Raw genomic sequence first — 22,830 nt, forward strand, 5'->3', positions numbered from 1 at the left:
CGTAATCATGATGTAAGTATACGAAACTTTGGTGACATATTCTTATGCAATTACATCGCTGTCCCTTGCGTAATTACCTGTCGGTGAGCAATAGCAACTGAAATTCACCGCTAATGACCCTATCTTCATCGGATATGCGAAACCTATCGGCATCAGCCAGTGCCGACAATTGATTGTAAGAACCGGCCACACGGTAGTACGCGTAGTGTTCGTCCGACTTCACATAAGTAATTGATTTGATTGTGGCGTAACTTTCTTCATTCAACTCCTGTATAGGCATCCATCGATCAGTATTGCCTTTAGACGCCGGAATGACCACCATAAACGAAATAGCTTTCTGCATAGCTTCCCTCGCCCCACAGGCGTTGAACCGAAGCGGGAATCGCTGGTTGGTGGCAAGTGTACCCAATGCCGCGCTGTCTACCGGGTAGGATATCTGAAAAGTCATCTTAGTAGATGCAGAGGTTGCATAGACGTAATATACGGAGTTATCCGGTGGCGGATCACAACTGTTGGGACGAAAACTGAGTTGGCTACAATCCACCTTTTCACTCCAATCAGGAGTTTTGAAACTAACGAACAACCCCTTACTGGCACCGGAAGGACCATCATCGGGACCGTCCAAAGATCCATTGGGTTTCTTTTCACAACCGTATATAGAAAGGCTAGCAACCAAGAGCACAGTCTTCATAGCACGGCCGACCAGCGCAGTCCAATTGTTCATTTTCATCGGATAAGTATTAATATAACAGCAAGACAAATTTATGGGTTGGCAAAAAGCAAGAAAATACCCTGTACAGGGTATTTTAAATTACCCGCATACAATCGCTCCTTCCGGGTAAATCAACGGACTCAGATACGGAATATCCAAGTTTGCACCCCGCAGTAAAAACCAAATGCCAATTAAAACGGAGACGATCGGAAGGAGTTGGTTCAGCGCTCCCACCACGAAATGGCCTCCCGGACTGTATAACCAGTAGCCAGCCCAGCGGTTAAGCGATGTGACAAACCGTTGTTGGATAAGGACGAGATACCAGGATTGCCCCGATAATGAAAATAATCCAACAATAAAGAAGACAGCTTTAGCCAGCCAAACGCATCGACAACATATCAATTGGCCATACCTGTTGCGAATTATCGAACGCCGCCTCCACCATCAAAATAACCTAGCAGATAAAGTTTAGCGGAGTCAACCTCTACCATCATAATAATTCGGTTCGCACACCGGAAAAGCTGGTATAGCGAACCGAATAAGTTAAATTCTCCCTATCGGAGTTTTTTCCTTTTTCCGTTAAAAGCTAAGTCATTTCAAAATCAACACCCAGTCATTTCCTTTTCCAGGTTTACCCGGTGCATCGAAAACAAGGTCATTTTTTTGTGCTCGAATACCTTTTTGAAAGGGGCGCATTGTCTTTGACTCTACACCGTCAACCCACCATCCCCCTGTTGCCGGATTAAACCAATAAGCGTTTAGTTTTCCTTTTAGCTTCTTCAGGTCGAGATGGATGTCTTTACCCGCCGCTGTATAGACCATCGCCCAGCGTCCATCATTTCCCCTCATGGCCGTAATCCTATCTGAACGACCGTTCACCTTTGAAGCGGCTACACCGCCACCGTCACCATCCTCTCCGGTATTTCCGTCACCAACAGTTGTCCCCCAGTCACCTATAACCAGGCTTTGATCAGGCATCCTATTTAAAAATTGTCTATCTGTCCATAGCTCACGTACTGCATGATAAAGATGGGACATTTGACCAAGGCCAGGCAATTCCATATATTCCCGCCAGTTATCTCTTGGAAATTTCCATGCATCTGATCCATATGTGTGGCCAAACCCTCCCGATAACACCGTTTGCCAAGCTTGGTACCTTATCCCCCAATCAGTAATTGCTCCTTCATAGCGGCCTTCGCAAAGCCACGTCGGTTTAACAGGTTCTAACTGATAATCTTTCGGAACCGACTCAACCTGATCATAAGGAGTATCCTGAATGGAATTGAAAGACAGCCAGTTTTCGGTGTGAAACCAATCAGAGGAATTTGGCGCCCACTTTCTCGGGTGATAGGAAATGAGCGGACCTTTATCATCAACACGACCTCCGTGATTTACTGAAACAGCTTTTACCCCTTCGGTAACGCCTTTGGCCATTGCGGAATAGATGCTTCTGTAATCGTACTGCCCATAAACCGCTGACCTATCACCACCCAGCATCCAAATCACATTTTTCATATTCCCGTACCGTTCACCGATCCAATGACCATAGGTATATGCATTACGTTCATTGAAAACAATATACTTATTAGGTTTCCCATTAAAAGACCCTGAAAACCAATCTCCCCATGCAGGATGCAGAACAACATACATCCCTTTATCATTTGCCTCACGGATAACAAAATCCAGATGATCCCAGAAATCATATTCATCGGGAGATTCGAAATTACTGCCCGGAGTTACGATGGGCCTCGAAAGATCCGGTAAACCATTTTCATCAAACTCGAAAGCGTAATCACCGTAATAGTTTTTGCCGATATCATCTAGATTCAGGTCAAGCACCATCATCGATATTGCATTTAGCTTCATGTCTTTCAACCGTGAAAGCAATTCGGAAACATCATCAGTTGATCCGTTCCTAAGAAGCATCCACACCGTAAAACTATTTAGAAATACAGGGCTTTCATCAGCATTAACCAATAAGTGGGGATTTTTTTTACTTACGAAAAGCTGTTCTGCGCGAAACTGCGCAAAACACGCAGATACAGGAAAAAGAAAAACGTATAAAATCAAAACGCTCAATCTGGAATGTAAATGACACTTTTTTCCTTTACTTACAACCATGTCTGTCAACTTATTTGAATATAAACATACCTTACAAAAAATTATCTTCACAAGGCACTGGCTCACAGTTTTGCTGCGAGCCAGTGCCGAACCAGCCTTAATCGGCATAAGCGCCCCAGAATTTCAGTTCGCTAATCATAAATTGCGGCACGCCCGTATTTGTCTTGTGTACTACAAAACGCAGATAACGGTACGGCTTGCCTGCCTGTTCCGTGTCAATATCGTATACAAAGCCATTCCGTATATAATCCCGGTCCTCATTGGTAAGTTCGCTGGGCGACATTGTGCCCGAAGGTAACTGCATCACACAATCAGCAATCTTCACCCAATCATTTTTCCACGCATCGGTTCCGTCAGCAGCGGGCCAAGCCGTCCAATATTTTAGGTTGTCTTCCCTGCTGCCATTTCCGATTTCGCTGATGGGTTTAGGTTCATTTGTTGCCCAGATTTCAAAAATTGAAGGTAGCTCTGCCGAAAACAACGGCGACCGATCCCGCATCCACATTGCCAAGCGGCTGTAAGATGCTTTCCTCCCCATGTCAATCGTAAAATAATAGGGAAACGTATTTACCTCCGGTTGCCCCGGAATGAAGTCGCTAAGCATATTGTTGGAGTAGTGCCAATAAACACTGCCGCTCATGAGGACGCCGTCGGTAGCATTCGCTATTGTCCTGTTTGAAATCAAACGATGCATATCGCCCCGGAACAAATGGGTTCCCTCGTTATAACCCCATTGTGTCCAGATAACCCCTCCTCGCTCGTCTCTCCCCAATATCTCAGTTTCAAACAGCGGCGTCAGTACGGTGTCCAACGGCCGGGCAAAATTGTTCCACCGGTCACGCAACTCGACGACCAAGTCCTGCGGCTCGCTGTCTAATCCACGGAATGTATAGCGTCCGCGGCTTGCATTAGAATAATACGTGTCAAACACGACAAGTTCGCCATCAGGTGTCCGATTGTATAAGGTAATTGATATCTCCTTATTCAACGGGTTGTCCCATGCGGCAAACACGCCGCCAAACGTTGGGCTCACATCCAATGTTTCACGGATCAGTTTTATGGGAGGGGTCAGGGGGTTAATCGTCACCTCTACGGGAAGTGATTCGTTCTTGCTTTTATCTACAGCATATAATTCTACCACGAAACCTTCCGTATCGGCATATCCCTCCAAGGCGATAGAGTCCTTAAATGCAGAAGAGTAGATTTCCCGCGGTACGCCATCATTCAGTACATATACCGCCTTCACACCAAGTAAATCGTCATCGTCAGGCAACGTGTAGGTAATGACGGCTCCACCATTGACATTTCTGACCGCCACATCTCTCACAACTCCCGGAGCCTCTTTATCAATCGGATCACTCCAATCCTTTACGTCAGAACAACACCAAACTAACAAAGAGGCAAGGATATAACAAGATATATTCAATAACTTTTTCATAACTATCTAAAATCTAAAAGACTTATTAATCATCACCAGCCGGGATTTTGTACCAAATTTTTATTCTTCAGTATCACGCTCAATTTAATAGGCCACAAATAGTCTTTCTTTTCAAAAGTCGAACTGAAAACATTCCTAACCTGATAGAACTCATCCGCGGTTTCCCCACTAATGTTCAATCCGCGAATCGGACGATTCATGTACTCCTCTGCAAGCTTCCAGCGCCTCAGATCCCAGAATCGGGACCCCTCGAACGCGAGCTCATTCAATCGCTCACGCCGGATAATATCACGCATCCCTTCTTTTGTCAATGGCTTATCAGGGTTGATTGAATGAGAACGCCAGCTTTCAATCACCCCAGGCAGCCCGCTTCGCTCTCTGATCACATCTACGTATTGGTAAACTTCCGCTGTCGGTGCCGGTGCATATTCGTTAAGGGCCTCCGCGTACATCAGACCAAGGTCGGCCAGCCTAATGATAGGAAACGCATAGCGGTAGGTAGAAAGGTTCCCGCTTGATTCTGGAGCCGCAGTTAAATAATGTATCAGCTTTTTGCATAAGTAACCGGTGCTTGAATACCGGCCGGGTGGGTTCGGTCCGCCCCCCAGCGTTCCATTTTTCAGCTCAGTAACCCACAGGTTCTGATCGTTCGTCGTTCTACCATTTCCGTACAAGGTACCGCCGTCAAAAATAATTGAGCCATAAAAGCGGGCTTCTCTGTCGAAATGTAACTGTATGGTTTCAAATCCTTCATTTATATAATAGGCATCATCCGGTCCTGCCTTCCTCAATTCCATCAGATTTAGGTTCTGCCATTCCCTGTCCTCTTCGATTGGCACACCATTTTTGGTGTAAAACTGTTCAACGACATTAAGTGTAGGTGCGTAACTCTTCCGGATTCCACCACCAAGCTGGGCTAGCGTAAAGACCGGGTGACAGGCTCTTTCTAGCGCATCGGGATCGGTGTTCGAATCGCCCCAAATGATTTCGCTGTTCCATCGTTCGGTAACCGCTCCCCTTACCTGCATCGCAGCAATGGTCTTTTCGTTCAGGTTGCCTGCAAATGGGGTCTTTGAAAAATCGAACAGATTATGTCCAGCTTCGAGAGCTAGTGTTATCACTTCTTCCAGGGCATCTGCAGCCCGCTTCCATTTTTCAGCATTGTAGGTCTGAGGAAAGAGCTGTATTCCTTGGTTATCTACCATCGACGCATAGTCGGCATTCCCGTTGAAAAGCGGACTTGCAGCAAGTGTAAGCAGCTGGGCTTTTACAGCCAATGCAATTACCTTTGTTGGCCGTCCCATTTCAAATGCCATGTCTTCTACCTGTACTGGCAAGTCTGCCGCTGCTTCGTCAAGCAATTCCGCAAGGTAGTCCACGACTTCGTCAACGGGTTTCCGATACCGTTGTACACCTTCTCCTTTGGTACTTATTTCCAGATTTTCCTTGATCAGCGGAATAGGTCCGTACATACGGAAGAGCCAGAAATGATAGTATGCTTTCAAGAATTTAACTTCAGCGATCCATTTTTCTCGTTCATACTTTGAAAGGTCAAATGGTTTATGGATGTTTTCAAGAAAAATATTGCAGTCACTCAACGCCGTGAAGAGCGCTTTTCCACCATTCAGTCCATACTGGGTCTCGTCCTGCTTACTGGACCAATAATCTGCCAATGGATTGTTCGTGCCCTGCCGCCCCTGCGATAAATACCACAGTACCGGGCTCATACCCTCCACCGGATCGATATACCACACCTCGTCACCACCAAGCAAAGCGGGGTTGGAAGCCGCATTGGCAAACTCCGGAAGGAAGGAAAACAATCCATAAAGATACCCTTCCGCCTCATTTCTATTTTTGAATGCATGATCAACAGTAGGTACGTTATCGGGAACCACATCCAAATAATTACATGATGCAACAAGGCCACTGATTGCCACCGTTATCATCGCTATTTTTATCAAGTTTTTCATAATATTCCATTTAGAATGATATATTGACACCCACATTGAATACCCGTTGCAGAGGATAGTTTAATCCGTTTCCACCCATTTCAACATCCCACAACTTAAACTTACTGAACAACAGCAAATTGGTACCATTAATATAAAAGCGGGCCTTAGACAACTTCAACCGTTCCGCAGCTTTCTGCGGCAAAGTATATCCCATCTCGGCGCTCTTAAACCGCAGAAACGGACCTTCTTCCATAAACCATGTACTGCTCTGCATGTTATTATTGATAATGGTATTCGATAAGCGGGGCCAGTTTGCATATGGATTTTGCGATTGCTCAGACCAGTAACTATCCGCTATAAATTGGGTGAGACCCGTTTCCAGCAATTGTCCGCCGGATGAGGTTTGCTTGAAAGGGGACATGGCGGCGGGGTCGATCCAGAATGATGAGCGTGCAGAACCTTGGAAGAAAAATGAAAAATCGACACTTTTATATCCGACCGAAAGTCCAAAGCCATAGTTTATTTCGGGTATGACCGAACGGCCGATGGGGACCATATCGGCTTCGTTTATCACAAAGTCCCCGTTTACATCTTTATACTTGATATCTCCGGCAAGATATTCACCAAAATCCTGTCTTGGCGAATTTGCAACATCGGCTTCATCGATAAACAACCGCTCAGCAACATAACCCCAACGCTGCGACACGGAATTTCCTACCCTGGAGAGCCATGGCAATCCGATACTCGCATAATCGGCCTCTTCGTAGTACTTGTATGTAGACCGGGCGTAGGTGAAATTGGCCCTTCCCACAAACCAGAATCCGGGGAAAACCACGTGATTGTAATCTACCGATATGTCAGCACCCTTTCCGAGCGCTTCCCCTACATTTACCTGAGGGGTCGCCCACAGCCCCATGGATGTGGGGATATCGGCCCGGTTTTGTAAGATGTTTGTGCGGTGTTCCCGGAATAAGTCAGCCAAGATTTCGACCTTTCCGTTAAACAAACCAACGTCAATACCGAGATTGGTCTTATGGGCAATCTCCCAACCAATTTGAGAATTCGGATAGTTACTGATGCGTACCCCGTTACGGCTGATTCCCGTCCCCGAACTCAGATCATAGCCCGTTGCAAACCCTCCGCCCCCCCCCATTGTCACCTGAGACAAATAGAAAAAGCGTTCTGAGCCAATTTCGTCATTCCCAACCAACCCATAGGTGCCACGGAGCTTTAGCATGGAAATCACATCCTTCAGTCTACCTCCCCAAAAAGGCTCGTTTGATACCGACCATCCTAGTCCGAAGGAAGGGAAAAAACCCCATCGGTGTCCTTTATCAAATTTTTCTGAACCGTTATACCCGAAATTAAACTCAGCAAAATAACGGCTTCCAAAACCATAAGTAAACCTACCTGAAACCCCCAGGTTTCGTTTAGGCAGCGATTCGGATAACGATCCGGCATTGCCGGTCAATGAATTCCTAGCTACACCGACCAACATACCACTTGTACTGTGTTTTTCAAACGTTCGGTTGTAAGCTAATGCCGCCTCGGCATAGAACGAGTTTACCACACTTTTATATCCAGGAATATATTCAATATAAGAGTTACCGGACGAAGCATTCAGTTCTCTCAATATATACTCATCCGAAAACCTATCATAATTAGCTACCTGATAATAAAAAGGACTGTAAGCGCGACGGACATCGAAACCGGAATTTCTAATCGTATTTCCCAGAACCCGCGCATTCAGCCCCTCCGTCAGCCAACTTAAATCTTGCTTAAGCTCAATTTGTGCCATCATAGCCGTTCTGCTCTCTTGCCGGTATCCTTTGACCATTTCAGCATACGGATTCATATACGATTCACCTTCATACCCACCGAAAAGAATGTGTTCGGCACGTTGGTACTTTTCATCGGGGGCAAAATATGCTGGAAATCGAACCGGGCTCACTTGAAGAATCTTCCGATACATATCATTCCCGCCAGTAATCGGCCCAACGTAGTCGTCAAACGTTCCATGAACCCGTATAACGGCTTCCGTCGTCTTCGTGAAATTAATATTGATGTTAGACCTTATAAGATATTTCTTCAGATCAATATTGTTATTGAAATTGTTGCGTTTGTCGACTTTCAACACTCCGTTGTCTTGCGCAAAGGACCCTGCAATGTAGTAGCGTGCGACCCTACCGCCGCCGTTAATATTAACATTTACACGTTGATTACTGGTCACTGGCTTTGTCAACATGTTCATCCAGTCGACTGCCGGATATACATATGGATTTCCACCACTGATCGTGTTGTCAATCTGCCTATTGGAATAAGGTATCGGAGCCAGTGGATTTCTTGTACTTGCAGCCTCATTGGCCAAACGCATATAGGTAATTGGGTCGGCCATCTCTACAGTCTTTGTCGGCGAAGAAAACGAGTTTTCCAATCTCAGCGATATTTTTGGACGCCCCTCCATCCCCTCTTTAGTGGTTACCAGCACGACGCCATTGGCTCCTCTGGCACCATATAACGCAGTTGCGGTTGCGTCTTTCAAAATGGAAAAACTCTGAATATCATCGGGGTGCAACCGCGATAGATCATCGGTTGATATTTCCACATTGTCCATCAGAATCAACGGATTCACCTTTCCGGTGCCAAAAGAAGTCACTCCCCGTATAAAAAACTCAGCGTTATCCTGCCCCGGCTCACCACTGGTTTGGTAGGCGATTAACCCTGCCATCCTACCCGCCAGTGCCGTCGTCAGGTTGCTGGATGGGACCTTCAGTTCAGAAGGATTAATCGAGGTAACCGAACTGACTACCTCACGCTTCTTTTGTTTACCGCTAAAAGCAACCACCACCACCTCGTCCAATCCGGACTGATCCTGGGCAAGGGCGATGTCTATCACCTCGCGGCCATCCACGAAAATCTCCTGTTGTACAAACCCTACCATCGTAAATATTAAAGTAGTGCCCTCAGGAACCCTCAATACGTACCTGCCATTTTGGTCGGTACTGGTCACTGTTCGGGCATCTCCCTTCACCGAAACAGTTACCCCCACAAGGCCCATCCCGAGTGAATCTGTTACCGTCCCCCTTACATCGCGCTGTAGGATAGTGGGCACTATTGACTTGGCTCTTACCTTTTCCGCACTGGCAAACATCGGCAGGGCTTTTACGATGACTACCGAATTCCGGGTCTGAAAAGAAAGCCCTTTTTCTTCGGGGAATACTTTCTCTAGCACATCCGTCAATTCAGCGTTGATTACATGAAGATCTACCCTCTTTATGCGCTCTAAGTCCTTCTTTTTATAGATGAAGGTATATCCAGTACTTTCCTCAATCGCATCGATTACCGTATATATCTTGGCATTTTTCAGGTTCAATGTCAGCTTTTGGCCATAGCCAGTTGAAGCCATCACAAGTTGAAAGCAACCGAACGCCATTAATAAAAAAGTAATATTCATTAAGAAACTGCTTAATTTTCTGCAATGGGCCGGTTTAATTGGGGACCCTTTGCATATTTCAGTATTATGCATAACTTTATTGGGTTTATAGATTATCTTGATTATTTGGTGTTTGCCAATCGATCATGATTGGCTGTAATACAAGGTAACTTAAAACTAGTTGCCGATAGTGTTCGGAGCACTATCGGCTTTTCGTTTTAAGCCCAATCTGATATTCTTCAGCTCATTCGTTCAAATAGATACCTCCTTTCTGTCATTTAATTTTTCATTAATGTCATTAGCGTACGGAAACGTGAGTTCCATCAACGGAAATGGCTCTGCCCGAAATTTCTTCCAGTATCGCTATCGCGTCGGCTAACGGAATGGACCTGCTTATTTTACCCGAAAAAAGTTCATTTTTATTCTTTCGATCGGGAGATACTTCTAAACCGTACCAACGAGCAAACTGTTTCAGTGCTTTATCCAGGTCTGTGTCGTTAAAATAAAAATACCCATCTTTCCAGGCGATTGATTCCTGTACATCTACTTTCCGTACAGAAAAACCGCTTTCATAACGAATTGCCTGCTCGCCTGGGGTGAGGATGACGGATTGCTTATTATCGTCAGTCAGCCATACTTTTCCCGAAACTAATGTAGTTCTAGCTTCTTCTTCGTCTTCATACGCAGTAACATTAAATTCAGTACCAAGCACTTCAACGCGCTGCCCTCTAATTTCGACTCGGAATGGCCAGTTCCCAGAACCGATATCTTTCAATCGGGCAGCCGAAGCATGACCATTTGAGACTTCAAAATAAGCCTCTCCCTCAAGAAAAACCAACCGTTCCTTATCCGAAAAACGAGCCGGATAGCGTAAGGTAGATTCGCTGTTAAGCCAAACACGTGTTCCATCTGACAACGTAATCGAATAGGTCCCCCCCTTGGGTGTACACAGCGCCAACAAACCGGTCGCTACGCTTTTAGCACTCTTCTTACTATCATTTTCAATAACCTTGCTGCCATCCAGATAAGTAATTTCATCTGTCACCACGATACCAGCCTGTTGCTTGCTTAGGTCTATCGTCTCTCCGTCGATAAGCGTGAGTGTTGCCCGGTTCCCTCCAGGGCCAATTTGCTCAGCTACCACACCCGGCGGCACGGTACGACTGGAAAAATGAACTACCGACCCCACACTCAACGCCAAAAGGACCGATGCTGCCGCTAGATAACGTACGACCATCCGTTTATGCGAATGGCGACGTTTCAATTCATACCGCATACGTTCACGGAGAACGTCAATATCCGTTGTGGAAAGCTGTCCAGCTTCGGCATCCTTAATTTCAGATTCATACCATTGCAATAGCAAATATTCCTCCTCAGGCGCAAGCGCACCTTTAAAATACTTTTCGATTAATTGTCTCGCGTATTCCTTGTCCATCAATAATTAAGACACCGGCCAAGGCACGTGGTTGTATTAGTAAATTTTATTTTTTTGAGATGAAAAGACAAGCCATCGTATTTCTTAACAACAAATGATTAGGAATTCAGCATATCTAATAGTCAAAAAAGCTACCGCCGATTATTTAAAAGCATTTACTTGATAAATCGACAGACACAAAAAACAACAAATTACCTTACCGAGCTAAACGATAGCCAGTGATTACTTATTCAAAGTTTGTGAGTGCTGCCGAAAAGGCAATCGGCACATCAATAAGAAATTATATTTAACGACTTTTAAGCAAAAGGGTAAGAGTTTAGGTAAGCCGACTACAAAAATGGGTTAGCAAATATGATGAGTACCATGAACAATTTAGAAATCCTTTCCCACATCAGATGTAAAGCTTTGTTCATCTGGGTTTTAACAGTCAATTTAGATATACTCATTCGTTCAGCGACTTCCGCGTACGTGAGTTCTTCATCACGACAAAGTAAAAACACCTGCCTCATACGAGGCGGGAGCGCGGTGATGGCTAAGTTGATCTCTTCCTGCAATTGCTTCGTACGCAAAAAAAAATCAGCAGGAACTTCGTGTGCCTTCATAAAAGCAGCAAGCTCCTCCAAACGCCTTTCATGTCTATTTGAACGCCTTATCTCGTTCAATACACCGTTCCTAACTGCTGTATACAAATAATATCTTACCGAAGTAATCTGCAATTTTTCACGCTTATCCCAAAATGCAGCAAAGACATCCTGAACAATGTCATAAGCTATCTCCTGATCGGCAAGCATGTGGTATGCTTGCCGATACAATGGTTCAAAATAGCGATTAAAAAGAAAAGTATATGCTTCTGCATCCCCTTCCTTTAACAGACGGAAAAGTCTATCATCTTCTTCATCATTTCTCACGTCTTTGTTCAGTTATATCGAAATCGTTTAAAAAACAAACATCACAGCCTATTCCGGAACTATCAAATCTTACTTAATATATTAGGTTTAAAACAACGCAAATATTGTGTTTTTTTTATAATCCGCATCCTGTACTTTCCTATAGCATATACGGCAAAAATCCATTAGGCATTAAAATCGTAATTTGAAGTCAAAAAACTATATGAAAAGATCAAGCAACGTGGTTGAGATATTTTGGGCTGAACATTTCTTTGCGAGCGCTAGTATCCACATACAATCGCACCTTCCGGGTAAATCAACGGACTCAGATACGGAATATCCAAGTTTGCACCCCGCAGTAAAAACCAAATACCGATTACAACGGAGATAATCGGAAGCCAAAAAGCAAAATTAAAGCGCATGCGAGATTTGGCAAAGGCTCCCAAAAGGCCTACCGCAATCATGGCGGGCCATGTACCGGCACCGAACGACAACATGAACAGCCCACTACCCATTGCAGACTCGGCGCTAAGTGCAGCCGCCAATGCCATGTACACCATACCGCACGGCAACAAACCATTCAGCGCTCCCACCACAAAATGGCCTCCCGGCCTATATAACCAATAACCCACCCAGCGGGTAAGCGGAGTAACAAACCGTTGCTGGAGGCTCACAAATTGTCGCGAATGCTTGCCGAATAGTGAAAAAACGCCGACAACAACCAAAAGCGCGCCGGTAAGGAGTGTAATGCCCTGTTGCCAGTCCTTAATATTGAGCACATACCCAATGCCGCCGATAACCAGTCCGAGAATTCCATATACCAAAACACGCCCCAGTTGGTAAAGGACGGTTTGTACAATGACCAGCCAAGACCTGCCGCGGGTATTACCGGTAGAGAAAGCCAGCACCAAGGGGCCACACATGGCCACGCAATGGAGACTTCCAAAGACACCCATGAAAAAGCCGAGTAAGAGGTAATTCATAGCCTGTTATTCCTTAGGCAATGCGATAATTGTATCAGCAGTAGTCCGCCCGGAGTCATCTTCATAGTTGAGCTTATCATAATTCAACCCGCGCTCATAGTAGTCTTCGTGCACCAACGAATCAGTATCTTGAGTCACCATGTAAATACCAAACGCAATAATCATCACGATAAACAGCGATAACGCCAAAACCAAGCCTTTCCCCCAATTCATATCTTCACAATTTTAAACTATTTACTTACTTCCCGGAGGAGCCACAAATGTGGTTTTCATCGTTTCCACCACACGCTCATCCGTAACCACTTGCACCTTTACGTCTGTTTTATACGACGTGACCGTGCCTTTGGGGCACACCAAAAAGAAACTTAGCTGTGCGGTACCGCCTTTTCCCACCGTGGTTATCGGATTTACCAGTTGCACGTTAAACCGTTCGTCCTCGCTTACCAATTCAAACGGCATGTCTTCATGGCTTTTATTGATAAGTTCCAGACTATACAAGTTACTCACGGTGCCATCGTCGCGCAACTGGTAGGTACTTCCCTTCGCACGCAACAAGGTGCCGTCTACCTCTGCACGGCTGAAAAGCAGCCATCCGAATATACCTAAGAGCAGCACCAGCACCACACTATAGGCAATCACCCGCGTATTGCCAGCTTTCTCCGTCGACTTTCCTTCCGTCTCGCCCACAGTATAAAAGCCGATCAGTTTCCTTGGCTTACCCACCTTGTCCATCACCTCGTCACATGCATCGATACAAGCCGTACAGTTCACACATTCCATCTGCACACCATTGCGGATGTCGATTTCGGTGGGACAAACGTGCACACACAGACCGCAGTCAACGCAATCACCCAATGGTTGATCGGTCCCTTTTTTCAGGTGCCCGCGTGGCTCTCCCCGTTTCTGGTTGTAAGCCACGGTTATACTTTTATCGTCCAGGAGTACGCCCTGCAAACGACCATAAGGGCAAATGGTAGTGCATACAATTTCGCGGACGAACGCAAACACGGCGTAAAAAACCAGTGTAAACAAACTGATGGCAACCAGTCCGCCGATATGCTGCGCTACCGGTTCGGTTACAATTTGCCACAATTGCTTGGCACCGATGACGTACGAAAGGAACAGGTTTGAAATCATGAACGATACCGCTAGGAAAATCGCGTGCTTCGCTATCTTTTTGATGTACCATTGGTTAGTTCCCTTTGCTTTGTTTAACTTTTTTTGCTGTTGCCAGTCGCCCTCTATCCAGTATTCAATACGGCGGAACACCAGCTCCATAAATATGGTCTGTGGGCAGGTCCAACCACACCATACCCTCCCCCACACAACCGTAAACAACACGATGAATACCATCAGGATCAGCATGCCGAACACAAAGATATACAAATCCTGAGGCCAGAATACGCTACCCAGAATGACAAACTTGCGGTCAACGATATTGAACAACAGCAGGGGCTCGCCGTTGATATGGATAAGGGGCGCTACGGCAAGGAAGAGCAACAACGTGTACCCCACCCACTGCCGGTAACGGTACAGCGCACCCGAGGGCTTCTTGGCATATATCCACTGCCTTTTCGGTTTGGTACCGTCTGTCGCTTTCCCGATGATGAAATCCATCCTTACTGGCTTAAATAGTCTGCTCCTCAGCTATTCCCTCATCTCCATTTCCGTTGCCGGCTGATGGATCGTCACTTTTGTACGTCACTTTTTCTCCCTGTGGTTCTTTGGCATTGGGCGGATTGGTGCCTCTGAGCGACAGAATATAGTTACTCACCTCGGCAATCTGTCCCGGTGTAAGGCTTTGTTCCCAGGGCACCATCCCTTTATCCAACACGCCGTACTTCACGGTTTTAAACACATCGGTGATTTCGCCACCGTGCAGCCAGTATTCATCAGCTAAATTCGGACCGATACCGCCCTCTCCTGCTCCACCGTGGCATACGGCACAGTTCTGAGTGTAAATTGCCTGACCAGCCGAAATGACCGGCGCGCTTAAATCTACCTCCACGTTGCTTTCGTCGATATTATTAGCAGCCTGCGCAAGCCATTCCTGCCTTGCTTTCTCGGCTTTAGCCATTTCGCGGTTATATTCTTCATCCTGGTTGGGTCCCCATCCGAATACGTGGTATACACATAGGTAAACCACCGCAAACACGACACTGGCGTAAAACATCCCATTAAACCATGCCGGCACGGGATTGTCCAATTCCGTAATGCCGTCGTAAGCGTGTTCGATCATGAGGTCTTTCTCCTCGGAAATAGGCCTTAAGCCCATTAGTTTATTCCAACGCTCACGCCATACACCTTCGCCTGCTCGTTTACGTTCAGCCTTTCTTGCTTTCTCCTGCTCCAGCACCTCGGGCATTGTCAGTTTCAACATGGCACCCATCGCTTTGGATACCACGATGGCTGCAGCCAATATCACGGACATTACCACGATAAGCGCTAGGATAAGGATGTCGTTGTTAATATTCCCTGATCCGAACCAGGTAGCGGTATTCGCTGCACCTGTGTTGGCCGGTATAAGCAAAACTATCATATTCATGGTTCCTTGCATTTAGTCGTCTAATTTATCTGTATTGTCTGCGTCGTCCATGGGAATATCTTTCATGTAGTCTACATAGTCTTTACGCATTCGGAAAAGCATAATGGCTACCACGATAAAGAATACCAGAAATATCCAAAGTGACACAATCAAGTACCATTCGTTGCCACTTAAATCTGTTATCTGTTTGAACATGGTTATTTATTTAAAAGGGTCTATTGATTACTTATAATTTCACCTTCATGTGCTTTGATATCCGTACCCAACCGTTGTAGGTAAGCAATCATCGCAATGATTTCGGTATCGGGTCGCACTTCCACGCCCTGTTCTTTCAGGTCGGCCACTATGCCCTCGGCCTGCGTCAGCAGTTTTGCGTTCGAAGCACTGATATCTTCATCACTATAGGGAACACCCAGTATACGCATGGCATTCATTTTCGTTTTTGTAGTGGTGGTATCGAGCACCTGCTCAATGAGCCACGGATAAGGCGGCATGATACTTCCCGGCGAAGTGATGGTAGGGTCGAGCATATGGTCGAAATGCCATTTGTTGGGATACTTTCCACCTATACGATGCAAGTCGGGTCCTGTACGCTTAGATCCCCACAGGAAAGGGTGGTCGTATACAAACTCGCCAGCCTTGCTGTACTCGCCATATCGAGCGGTTTCGGAGCGGAATGGCCGTACCGTTTGCGAGTGACAGTTCACACAACCTTCGCGGATGTAGAGATCGCGCCCCTGCAGTTCGAGTGCGCTATAGGGTTTCACGCTGGCAATCGTCGGTACGTTAGAAGAAATCATAAAGGTTGGCATCATCTGTACCATACCACCTATTAAGATGGTGACTAGCGCTAACACCAAGAACAACATCGGCTTGCGTTCCAGACGGCGATGCGTAGACCGCTCGTTGACTACAAGCGGTGTAAGTTCTGGTGCCTCCGCCGGCTCATTGGCCAATAGCTTACCTTTACGCATGGTGCACACCAAATTATACGTCATTAGCAACGCACCGGCAAGATAAAGCGCGCCACCTACAGCCCGCAGCATATGCATCGGAATAATCTGCAAGGTTGTAGCCAAAAAATTCGGGTACTTCAACACGCCTTCCGGAGTGAATTCCTTCCACATCAAGCCTTGTACAACCGCAGCCCAGTACATAGGAATGGCGTAAAAGAGGATGCCCAGTGTACCTATCCAAAAGTGTACGGACGCTAATTTTTTTGAATGGAGTTCTGTTTTATAAATTCTGGGCACCAACCAGTAAAGTATAGCGAAGGTCATGAATCCGTTCCAGCCCAATGCCCCTACGTGCACGTGGGCCACGATCCAATCCGTGAAGTGTGCAATCGCATTGACCTGCTTCAATGATAGCATAGGCCCCTCAAACGTGGCCATACCATACGCAGTGAGCGCCACGACCATGAACTTGAGGGTCGGTTCGTTGCGCACCTTGTCCCATGCACCGCGCAGGGTCAGCAAACCGTTGATCATGCCGCCCCAACTGGGTGCGATGAGCATGATGGAGAACACCACGCCGAGTGATTGGACCCATCCCGGCAAGGAAGTGTACAGCAGGTGGTGCGGACCCGCCCAGATGTAAATGAAAATGAGCGACCAGAAGTGCAGGATACTCAATTTGTAGGAATAAACAGGCCGGTTGGCCATCTTCGGCAAGAAATAATACATCATCCCCAAATAGGGAGTGGTTAAGAAAAATGCCACCGCATTATGCCCGTACCACCACTGTACCAACGCATCCTGCACACCAGCATAGAGGTAGTAGCTCTTCCACATCGAAACAGGCAGCTGTACGGAATTGACGATGTGGAGTACCGCGACCGTAACGAAAGTCGCGATGTAAAACCAGATAGCCACATACATGTGCCGCTCTCGCCTCTTAATGATCGTTCCGAACATATTGATACCGAATACCACCCAAATGACCGTGATACCGATGTCAATCGGCCATTCGAGCTCGGCATACTCATGCGAGGTGGTGAGGCCTAACGGTAGCGTAATGGCCGCGGCCAGGATGATGAGCTGCCACCCCCAGAAGTGTACACGGCTCAAGAAATCGCTAAACATCCGGGCTTTCAGCAGCCGTTGCAGTGAATAGTAGACCCCCATAAAGATTCCGTTGCCTACAAATGCGAAAATCACCGCATTGGTGTGCAGGGGCCGTACCCGCCCGAAGGTGGTATACTGCAGTTCGAAGTTCATGAAAGGCCACACGAGTTGCACGGCGACCAATAAACCGACGGACATGCCCACAATGCCCCACACGATGGTGGCAATGCCGAAATCCCGGACGATTTTGTTGTCGTAGTTGAATTTAGTTAGCTGCATGGATCAACATATTTTAATGGTGGTAAAATTACTGTCATCGCAATGTCAGCCGAATGATGGTTATCGGGTTTAAAAGTAATGGTGGTCACTATTTTCCCGTCTGCGCACCCGCCTCCTTTCGCCACGCAGCTGTTAAAAATGATTTCCGTATCTTTGGATTAGAAAACTCACTATGGATATTGTCGACTTCAAAAATTCGCTTAAAGACAACAACCCTCCAGTAAGCCTTACCATACAGCAGGAAGCGCTGTGGTGGGATGGCAAGGGCGATTGGGAAAGAGCCCACGATTTGGTTAATGATCTAGACGATCTGCAATCGGCCCATGTGCACGCCTATCTGCACCGCAAGGAAGGCGACTTGTGGAATGCCGACTACTGGTACCGGCGGGCCAAACGCCAACGCTACAGCGGCACGTTAGAGGAGGAATGGGAAGAACTGGTTAAAATTATGTAAGCCTTTTTCATTGAATTTGATGTAAACATTTAACGAAAATAAACATGAGCCTAAACTTTTTCCTGATGGACGCGCTGCTCGTTGGTGGGGCGTTGTCTGATACGCTGTCTGGCGCACCACCGGCCACTGGAGAGAATTATTGGTGGATCGCCGAGCGCGTGCTCGCGGCCATCGCCGCTGTAGTGGGTATTATAAGCGGTGTGATTGTCCTATGGCGCAGGGAAAACAACCGGAAAGCGAAACATAGAACATCCTCGACGGTTGCCATAGAAAACCTCTCGGGACTAATGGACGACAACCCCGTTTATACCTTCAATGAGACAGGAGGAGACCCGAGCCACAAAGCCCGCGTGAAGACGGCGGTAAAGAAAGGGAATGAAACGGGCAATTATTTTGTGCTATCGGGTATTCCGGGTTCCGGCAAAAGTTTTCTAGCCCAACAAGTAGCCTATGAATATGCGAAGGAAAAAGGGGTGTTTGGGAAGCGTACTTTCGACATCATTTGGTGGGTAGACGCCGAAGACCTTTCCAGGAAAAACACGGCACCAGAACCCAACCAAAACAGCGATTTGCTGCTACTGGCCAAATCGTTGGGAATCGAAGTTGATCAGACCCAGACGAGCTGGCTGGATGCGACCGTACGAGCCCTTGGCGACTACAATTACCTGTTGGTTTTTGACAATGCCTGCGAAGAAACATACGCTACCGAGAAGCATATCCGGGATTTCCGTAATACGTTTTTCCCGCCTACAAACCGAAAGCCCTTCCAGCGAATCGTCGTTACGTCGCGCAATAAGCTGTGGCGAAACGTGTTGCTCGATTTGCCACCGTGGACCGTCGACGAATTCAGGAATTACCTCACTTCGGTCTTCACCGCTGAACAACGGGATGCATTTGCTTTGGACGACCAATCGCTCTCAACGCTCTATGAAGAATTGGCCCGCCTGCCCCTAGCTGCCTCCCTCGCGGCCGCGTTCATGGTTACCCATGGCCATAGCACCACCTCATACGCCGAGCTCGCCAGTGTACAACACCGCTACCGCAATGGCATGCCCATCAACAAGGCTTTTGGCATTAGCTATGCAGCCCTGGAGGCCGACGACTTCCGTGACGGACTCCGGTTACTCCATATCATATCTTTCTTGGCCCCCACCGAAATGCCACTGGATGAATTCCAGTCGGGGCAAACCGTTTTAAACCTCCGGAAAGCGATTGCCCAACTGAGCAACCAATACGCTTTTATAAAAAGTGAAGCAGGCGGTCAGTACTACCATATGCACCGCCTCTGGCAGCAAACCACCCATGCGTTGTTGCACGAAAAGGGCAATTGGGACACGGAGTTCATCGAGGCACTGACGCTGTTGCGCCATGCTGTAAATGATTTCAAAGACGAGCGCAGGCCATTCTACCGTGCTATACTGCCCCACATCGAGGTGCTGGCCAGTCACTGGAAGGACTCGCTCGGCCAGGCAACCCAACCCCACCTTACCGACCTCCTGAAATCAGCCGCAGCATATAGTTTCAAAATAGGCGAAGTGTCTCAAGCGATGCGGCTATATGATCAAGTCATCGCCATCTCACCGGATGATTTGCTGCTGGTGCACGAGATCGGCATGAAAAACTCGCACAACCTCATCCTGCGGGATCACTGCGATGAAGCCATGGCCTTGGCACAGCGCGCATTCGACTATTTCTCCACCACCTACCAGGGGCCAGAAAAAATCAGGCTCACGGAAGAGGCGCGCCAGCGGATGGGCAAGGTGCACCAACGGAGAGGGGACTACCGGGATGCTACGCAATGTTTCCAAATCTCCGCACAACACATCCTTAAGTCGGCCGACGAAAAACTAAAAAACAAGGTTTATCCGGGCATCCTGCATGATCTGGGTTCCGTATTGTGGGAAGAGGGAATTGATTATGATAAAAGCATCAGCTATTTTGATTCAGCAGTAACATATCAACGAAAACTGGTCAATTTGCCCGAAACGGAACAGGAACAGTTTGTCAATTTCGGCATCAGCCTGAGCCTGTTGATCAAGGGTGTGGTCGAAGGGCTGCAAGGGAAGTTTGCCGCCCAGCAAGAGACGCACCTGCTGGCGTTGGCGCAGTTTACCCGTGAGGACGAGCATAGGAGGCGTTTCTATATTGCCTATTACCTTTTGCATTTTGCACGGGATAGGCAGATGCTTGGCCTGATAACAGACACCAACGAGATCGATACGCTCGATGCGCAGTTCAACACCATTGCGCAAGCTGCCGCTTCGGCCTGCAAAGGCGATGTGAAATCAACCATCATCAACGCCGTGGTGGCGCTACGGAATGCCGTAAGCAGCGGTCAACGCGCCGATGCCAAAGCATGCTACGCGACGCTATTGAAATTGTTCAAAAGGAATGGCACGAGGTACCTCGATGACGGCACAGTATCGGTAAGTGCGGTATTGGATTACGCCCTCCTGCTGGAAAACAAGGTAAAGAATCAGGCCACCACGGAGGCTATGGAGACCTTGCAGGCCGTTGTCGCCCAAGCGAATGCCATGTTAGTCGCTTATCCCGACGACCCGGAAGGAACCAAAGGACGCATTGGCTACCACCGCACGGCCGAGGTAGAGCGCCTATACGAACAGTACCTATCCTAACGGGCCGGTGAGGAGGCGTGCCTGAATTGCTCGATACGGTGAAAAGTCAGGAAATTCGCGTCATGCGCACGATTGGGCCCTCCCATCCCGTCTTCAAACGCCGTGCGCGACACGAAGATGATATCGTTGCCCTCAAACTGCCAGTCGACGTATTGAAATCCATAGCGGGATGCGTCGGGGTGGTGAATCACTTCCCGGCAAGTATCCCACGACTGGAGGTCCACAGAGCTAACCAACATCACCGTATTCCGGATTAACGACGAATTCTCGCCTTGATAGGCCGGTTTTAGCCGTTCGGGTATGCCATTGGTCAACGACCAATACCGTTGCGAGACGGGATCGTAGCGGACCGTGAATTTCTTGCTACCTCCCGGGAATGGCACAAATCCGGTTTTGGGATCAAAGGATGCCCGTGTACCGTCCGCATCGATATCGACCATCGCCACCTTCTCTTCCAACGTGCTTTTATCGTCCACACGAAGGATATTGCAGATAGTACCTTCTGGGGTTACCACTACATTCCCTTCCAGCCACCCGTTGAAATGCCCCGCGAGGTAGGTCGGATCAAAGTATAGCGGCTGCGTACACAACCAACTATCGGCGCGGAGCAAGTCTGCATCAACCGGTGCCGACATGACCATCGCAGCCAGACGCTTGCCCCACTCCCGTATGGGGCCATGGGCGGTTTCCATAGCCCGCCAGATGCGCCCGCCATGTACGACCATCGGTACGGGCGCGCTATGGAATTCGCCTTTGAGCAACAGCCCGTCCTGCTCGTTGGTGGGGCTGGTCCACGAGCTGCCGCCATCCACAGACTTGCGAATAAGGACCGTTCCGAAATGACGGTCAGGACCCATCAGATACAAGGCATCGCCATGCACGAACAAATTGCTCCAGAACGCACCTACTATATCCGTAAGGAACCGCCAATGCAGCCCTTTATCGGCCGAGCCGTATATGCGGGTACGTCCCTGTACCCACTCGCTGCTTGCTTGTCCGAATAAATCATGCGAGGCCACATAATGCCCATTGGGCAGGATAACCAAACTGGGCGAGCCGATATACTGCTTTGTAGCTGCGGGTTGGTAGGCGACAACGGTGCCGACTGTATCTTCGCAAAGCGGGATTTCTAACTGGGCTTGTGGCATATACACATAATGGTGGTCACTCCTTGATCTGCTTTCTCGACATCCGCTGAATCTAAACGCGAATCTCTCCGTACCAAAGATACGACCGAACCCTCGCCTATCCAAAAAACTTCAGCGTGGTCAACGCTCCAACGTTGAATGTCCCGCCAGCCCCAAGAAAACGTAGGCATACCCTACCTTTTAATTTCATTTTTTTCGGGTTGCCTATACGCTGCCCGCCATTTCTGAAATGTGGATACCCGTCGTTTGGGCACGTCGACCCGCTTTACCTGCGAGCAATCCCCGCTTTTGTCATACTTCTCATACGGTTCAACCAGCTCCACCCGTCTGTTGCCATTCCGCTGCATCCTGCCGTCGTCTACGATGGCTGTCTGGTGGATGATGAGGCCCGAGCGGACCTCCATGAATTCCTCCGGATCCAGCCGCTCCATCATGTTCTTGAATGTATCGTCCACGATGGGGTCGCTCCGTTGTTCCCCGCCGCGCAAGCGTATCCGGTTTATTTTGTGTTTATAATGGTAGCAAAAACGTATTTGGTTCGCCGGCACCGTACCATCCGTTGCCAATAGGTGATTCAGATAGGCGTTTTTCGGGGTTGCCCCCGTATACTTGAATTCCCATACGCCCCTGGCATACATCACCAACAGGTTGGCCATGCACACCATGGAGTTGCTACATTTGACCGGAGACTTTTTAAGGATATATATTTACCAATAAAAGAGTCAACGATTAAATTTAGAC

The 22,830-nt window shown here is 47.7% G+C and carries 17 protein-coding genes; 2 read left to right on the forward strand and 15 right to left on the reverse strand.

Annotated elements, in window-relative coordinates; translation table 11 throughout:
- Positions 1 to 73 precede the first annotated feature (73 nt).
- The 13 genes from ACEVG1_RS13815 to ccoN form a co-directional block, all read right to left on the reverse strand.
- Positions 74 to 724 (reverse strand): hypothetical protein, encoded by a 651-nt coding sequence (locus tag ACEVG1_RS13815; protein WP_374744330.1) that lies wholly within the window; start codon positions 722 to 724, stop codon positions 74 to 76.
- 579 nt (positions 725 to 1,303) lie between these two features.
- Complete coding sequence (locus tag ACEVG1_RS13820; protein ID WP_374744331.1) at positions 1,304 to 2,833, reverse strand: DUF4038 domain-containing protein; 1,530 nt, start codon at positions 2,831 to 2,833, stop codon at positions 1,304 to 1,306.
- 97 nt (positions 2,834 to 2,930) lie between these two features.
- Complete coding sequence (locus ACEVG1_RS13825; protein WP_374744332.1) at positions 2,931 to 4,271, reverse strand: DUF4959 domain-containing protein; 1,341 nt, start codon at positions 4,269 to 4,271, stop codon at positions 2,931 to 2,933.
- Positions 4,272 to 4,303: 32 nt separating this feature from the next.
- Entirely contained in the window at positions 4,304 to 6,241 is a 1,938-nt protein-coding gene (locus tag ACEVG1_RS13830; protein WP_374744333.1) for a RagB/SusD family nutrient uptake outer membrane protein, read from the reverse strand.
- Between the two features lie 10 nt (positions 6,242 to 6,251).
- Entirely contained in the window at positions 6,252 to 9,629 is a 3,378-nt protein-coding gene (locus ACEVG1_RS13835; protein ID WP_374744334.1) for a SusC/RagA family TonB-linked outer membrane protein, read from the reverse strand.
- A 325-nt stretch (positions 9,630 to 9,954) separates the two neighbouring features.
- A complete protein-coding gene (locus ACEVG1_RS13840; RefSeq protein ID WP_374744335.1) occupies positions 9,955 to 11,091 on the reverse strand; it encodes a FecR family protein in 1,137 nt (378 codons plus the stop codon).
- A gap of 329 nt (positions 11,092 to 11,420) precedes the next feature.
- Positions 11,421 to 11,999 carry an RNA polymerase sigma factor gene (locus tag ACEVG1_RS13845; protein WP_374744336.1) on the reverse strand — a complete coding sequence of 193 codons (579 nt, stop codon included), beginning with the start codon at positions 11,997 to 11,999 and terminating at the stop codon, positions 11,421 to 11,423.
- A 260-nt stretch (positions 12,000 to 12,259) separates the two neighbouring features.
- Positions 12,260 to 12,961 carry a sulfite exporter TauE/SafE family protein gene (locus ACEVG1_RS13850; protein WP_374744337.1) on the reverse strand — a complete coding sequence of 234 codons (702 nt, stop codon included), beginning with the start codon at positions 12,959 to 12,961 and terminating at the stop codon, positions 12,260 to 12,262.
- A gap of 6 nt (positions 12,962 to 12,967) precedes the next feature.
- Positions 12,968 to 13,174 carry a FixH family protein gene (locus ACEVG1_RS13855; RefSeq protein ID WP_374744338.1) on the reverse strand — a complete coding sequence of 69 codons (207 nt, stop codon included), beginning with the start codon at positions 13,172 to 13,174 and terminating at the stop codon, positions 12,968 to 12,970.
- 21 nt (positions 13,175 to 13,195) lie between these two features.
- Positions 13,196 to 14,578 carry a cytochrome c oxidase accessory protein CcoG gene (ccoG, locus tag ACEVG1_RS13860; protein WP_374744339.1) on the reverse strand — a complete coding sequence of 461 codons (1,383 nt, stop codon included), beginning with the start codon at positions 14,576 to 14,578 and terminating at the stop codon, positions 13,196 to 13,198.
- A 10-nt stretch (positions 14,579 to 14,588) separates the two neighbouring features.
- Complete coding sequence (locus ACEVG1_RS13865; RefSeq protein ID WP_374744340.1) at positions 14,589 to 15,506, reverse strand: cbb3-type cytochrome c oxidase N-terminal domain-containing protein; 918 nt, start codon at positions 15,504 to 15,506, stop codon at positions 14,589 to 14,591.
- Between the two features lie 12 nt (positions 15,507 to 15,518).
- Entirely contained in the window at positions 15,519 to 15,701 is a 183-nt protein-coding gene (locus ACEVG1_RS13870; protein WP_374744341.1) for a hypothetical protein, read from the reverse strand.
- Between the two features lie 20 nt (positions 15,702 to 15,721).
- Positions 15,722 to 17,851, reverse strand: coding sequence for a cytochrome-c oxidase, cbb3-type subunit I (ccoN, locus tag ACEVG1_RS13875; protein ID WP_374744342.1), 2,130 nt, complete (start codon positions 17,849 to 17,851; stop codon positions 15,722 to 15,724).
- Positions 17,852 to 18,023: 172 nt separating this feature from the next.
- Between ccoN and ACEVG1_RS13880 the strand changes: the two genes are divergently transcribed.
- Both ACEVG1_RS13880 and ACEVG1_RS13885 read left to right on the forward strand, forming a co-directional pair.
- Positions 18,024 to 18,305: a hypothetical protein gene (locus ACEVG1_RS13880; protein WP_374744343.1), complete on the forward strand. Its 282-nt coding sequence runs from the start codon at positions 18,024 to 18,026 to the stop codon at positions 18,303 to 18,305.
- A 44-nt stretch (positions 18,306 to 18,349) separates the two neighbouring features.
- Positions 18,350 to 20,941 carry a hypothetical protein gene (locus ACEVG1_RS13885; protein WP_374744344.1) on the forward strand — a complete coding sequence of 864 codons (2,592 nt, stop codon included), beginning with the start codon at positions 18,350 to 18,352 and terminating at the stop codon, positions 20,939 to 20,941.
- Here ACEVG1_RS13885 and ACEVG1_RS13890 read toward each other — a convergent pair.
- Together ACEVG1_RS13890 and ACEVG1_RS13895 are read right to left on the reverse strand one after the other, a co-directional pair.
- Entirely contained in the window at positions 20,938 to 22,089 is a 1,152-nt protein-coding gene (locus ACEVG1_RS13890; RefSeq protein WP_374744345.1) for an exo-alpha-sialidase, read from the reverse strand. The genes ACEVG1_RS13885 and ACEVG1_RS13890 overlap by 4 nt on opposite strands.
- Before the next feature lie 173 nt (positions 22,090 to 22,262).
- Positions 22,263 to 22,745, reverse strand: a complete 483-nt coding sequence (locus tag ACEVG1_RS13895) for a hypothetical protein (RefSeq protein ID WP_374744346.1) — start codon at positions 22,743 to 22,745, stop codon at positions 22,263 to 22,265.
- Between the last annotated feature and the right edge of the window lie 85 nt (positions 22,746 to 22,830).

The sequence above is a fragment of the Parapedobacter sp. 2B3 genome (assembly GCF_041925275.1).
Classification (GTDB): domain Bacteria; phylum Bacteroidota; class Bacteroidia; order Sphingobacteriales; family Sphingobacteriaceae; genus Parapedobacter; species Parapedobacter pyrenivorans_A.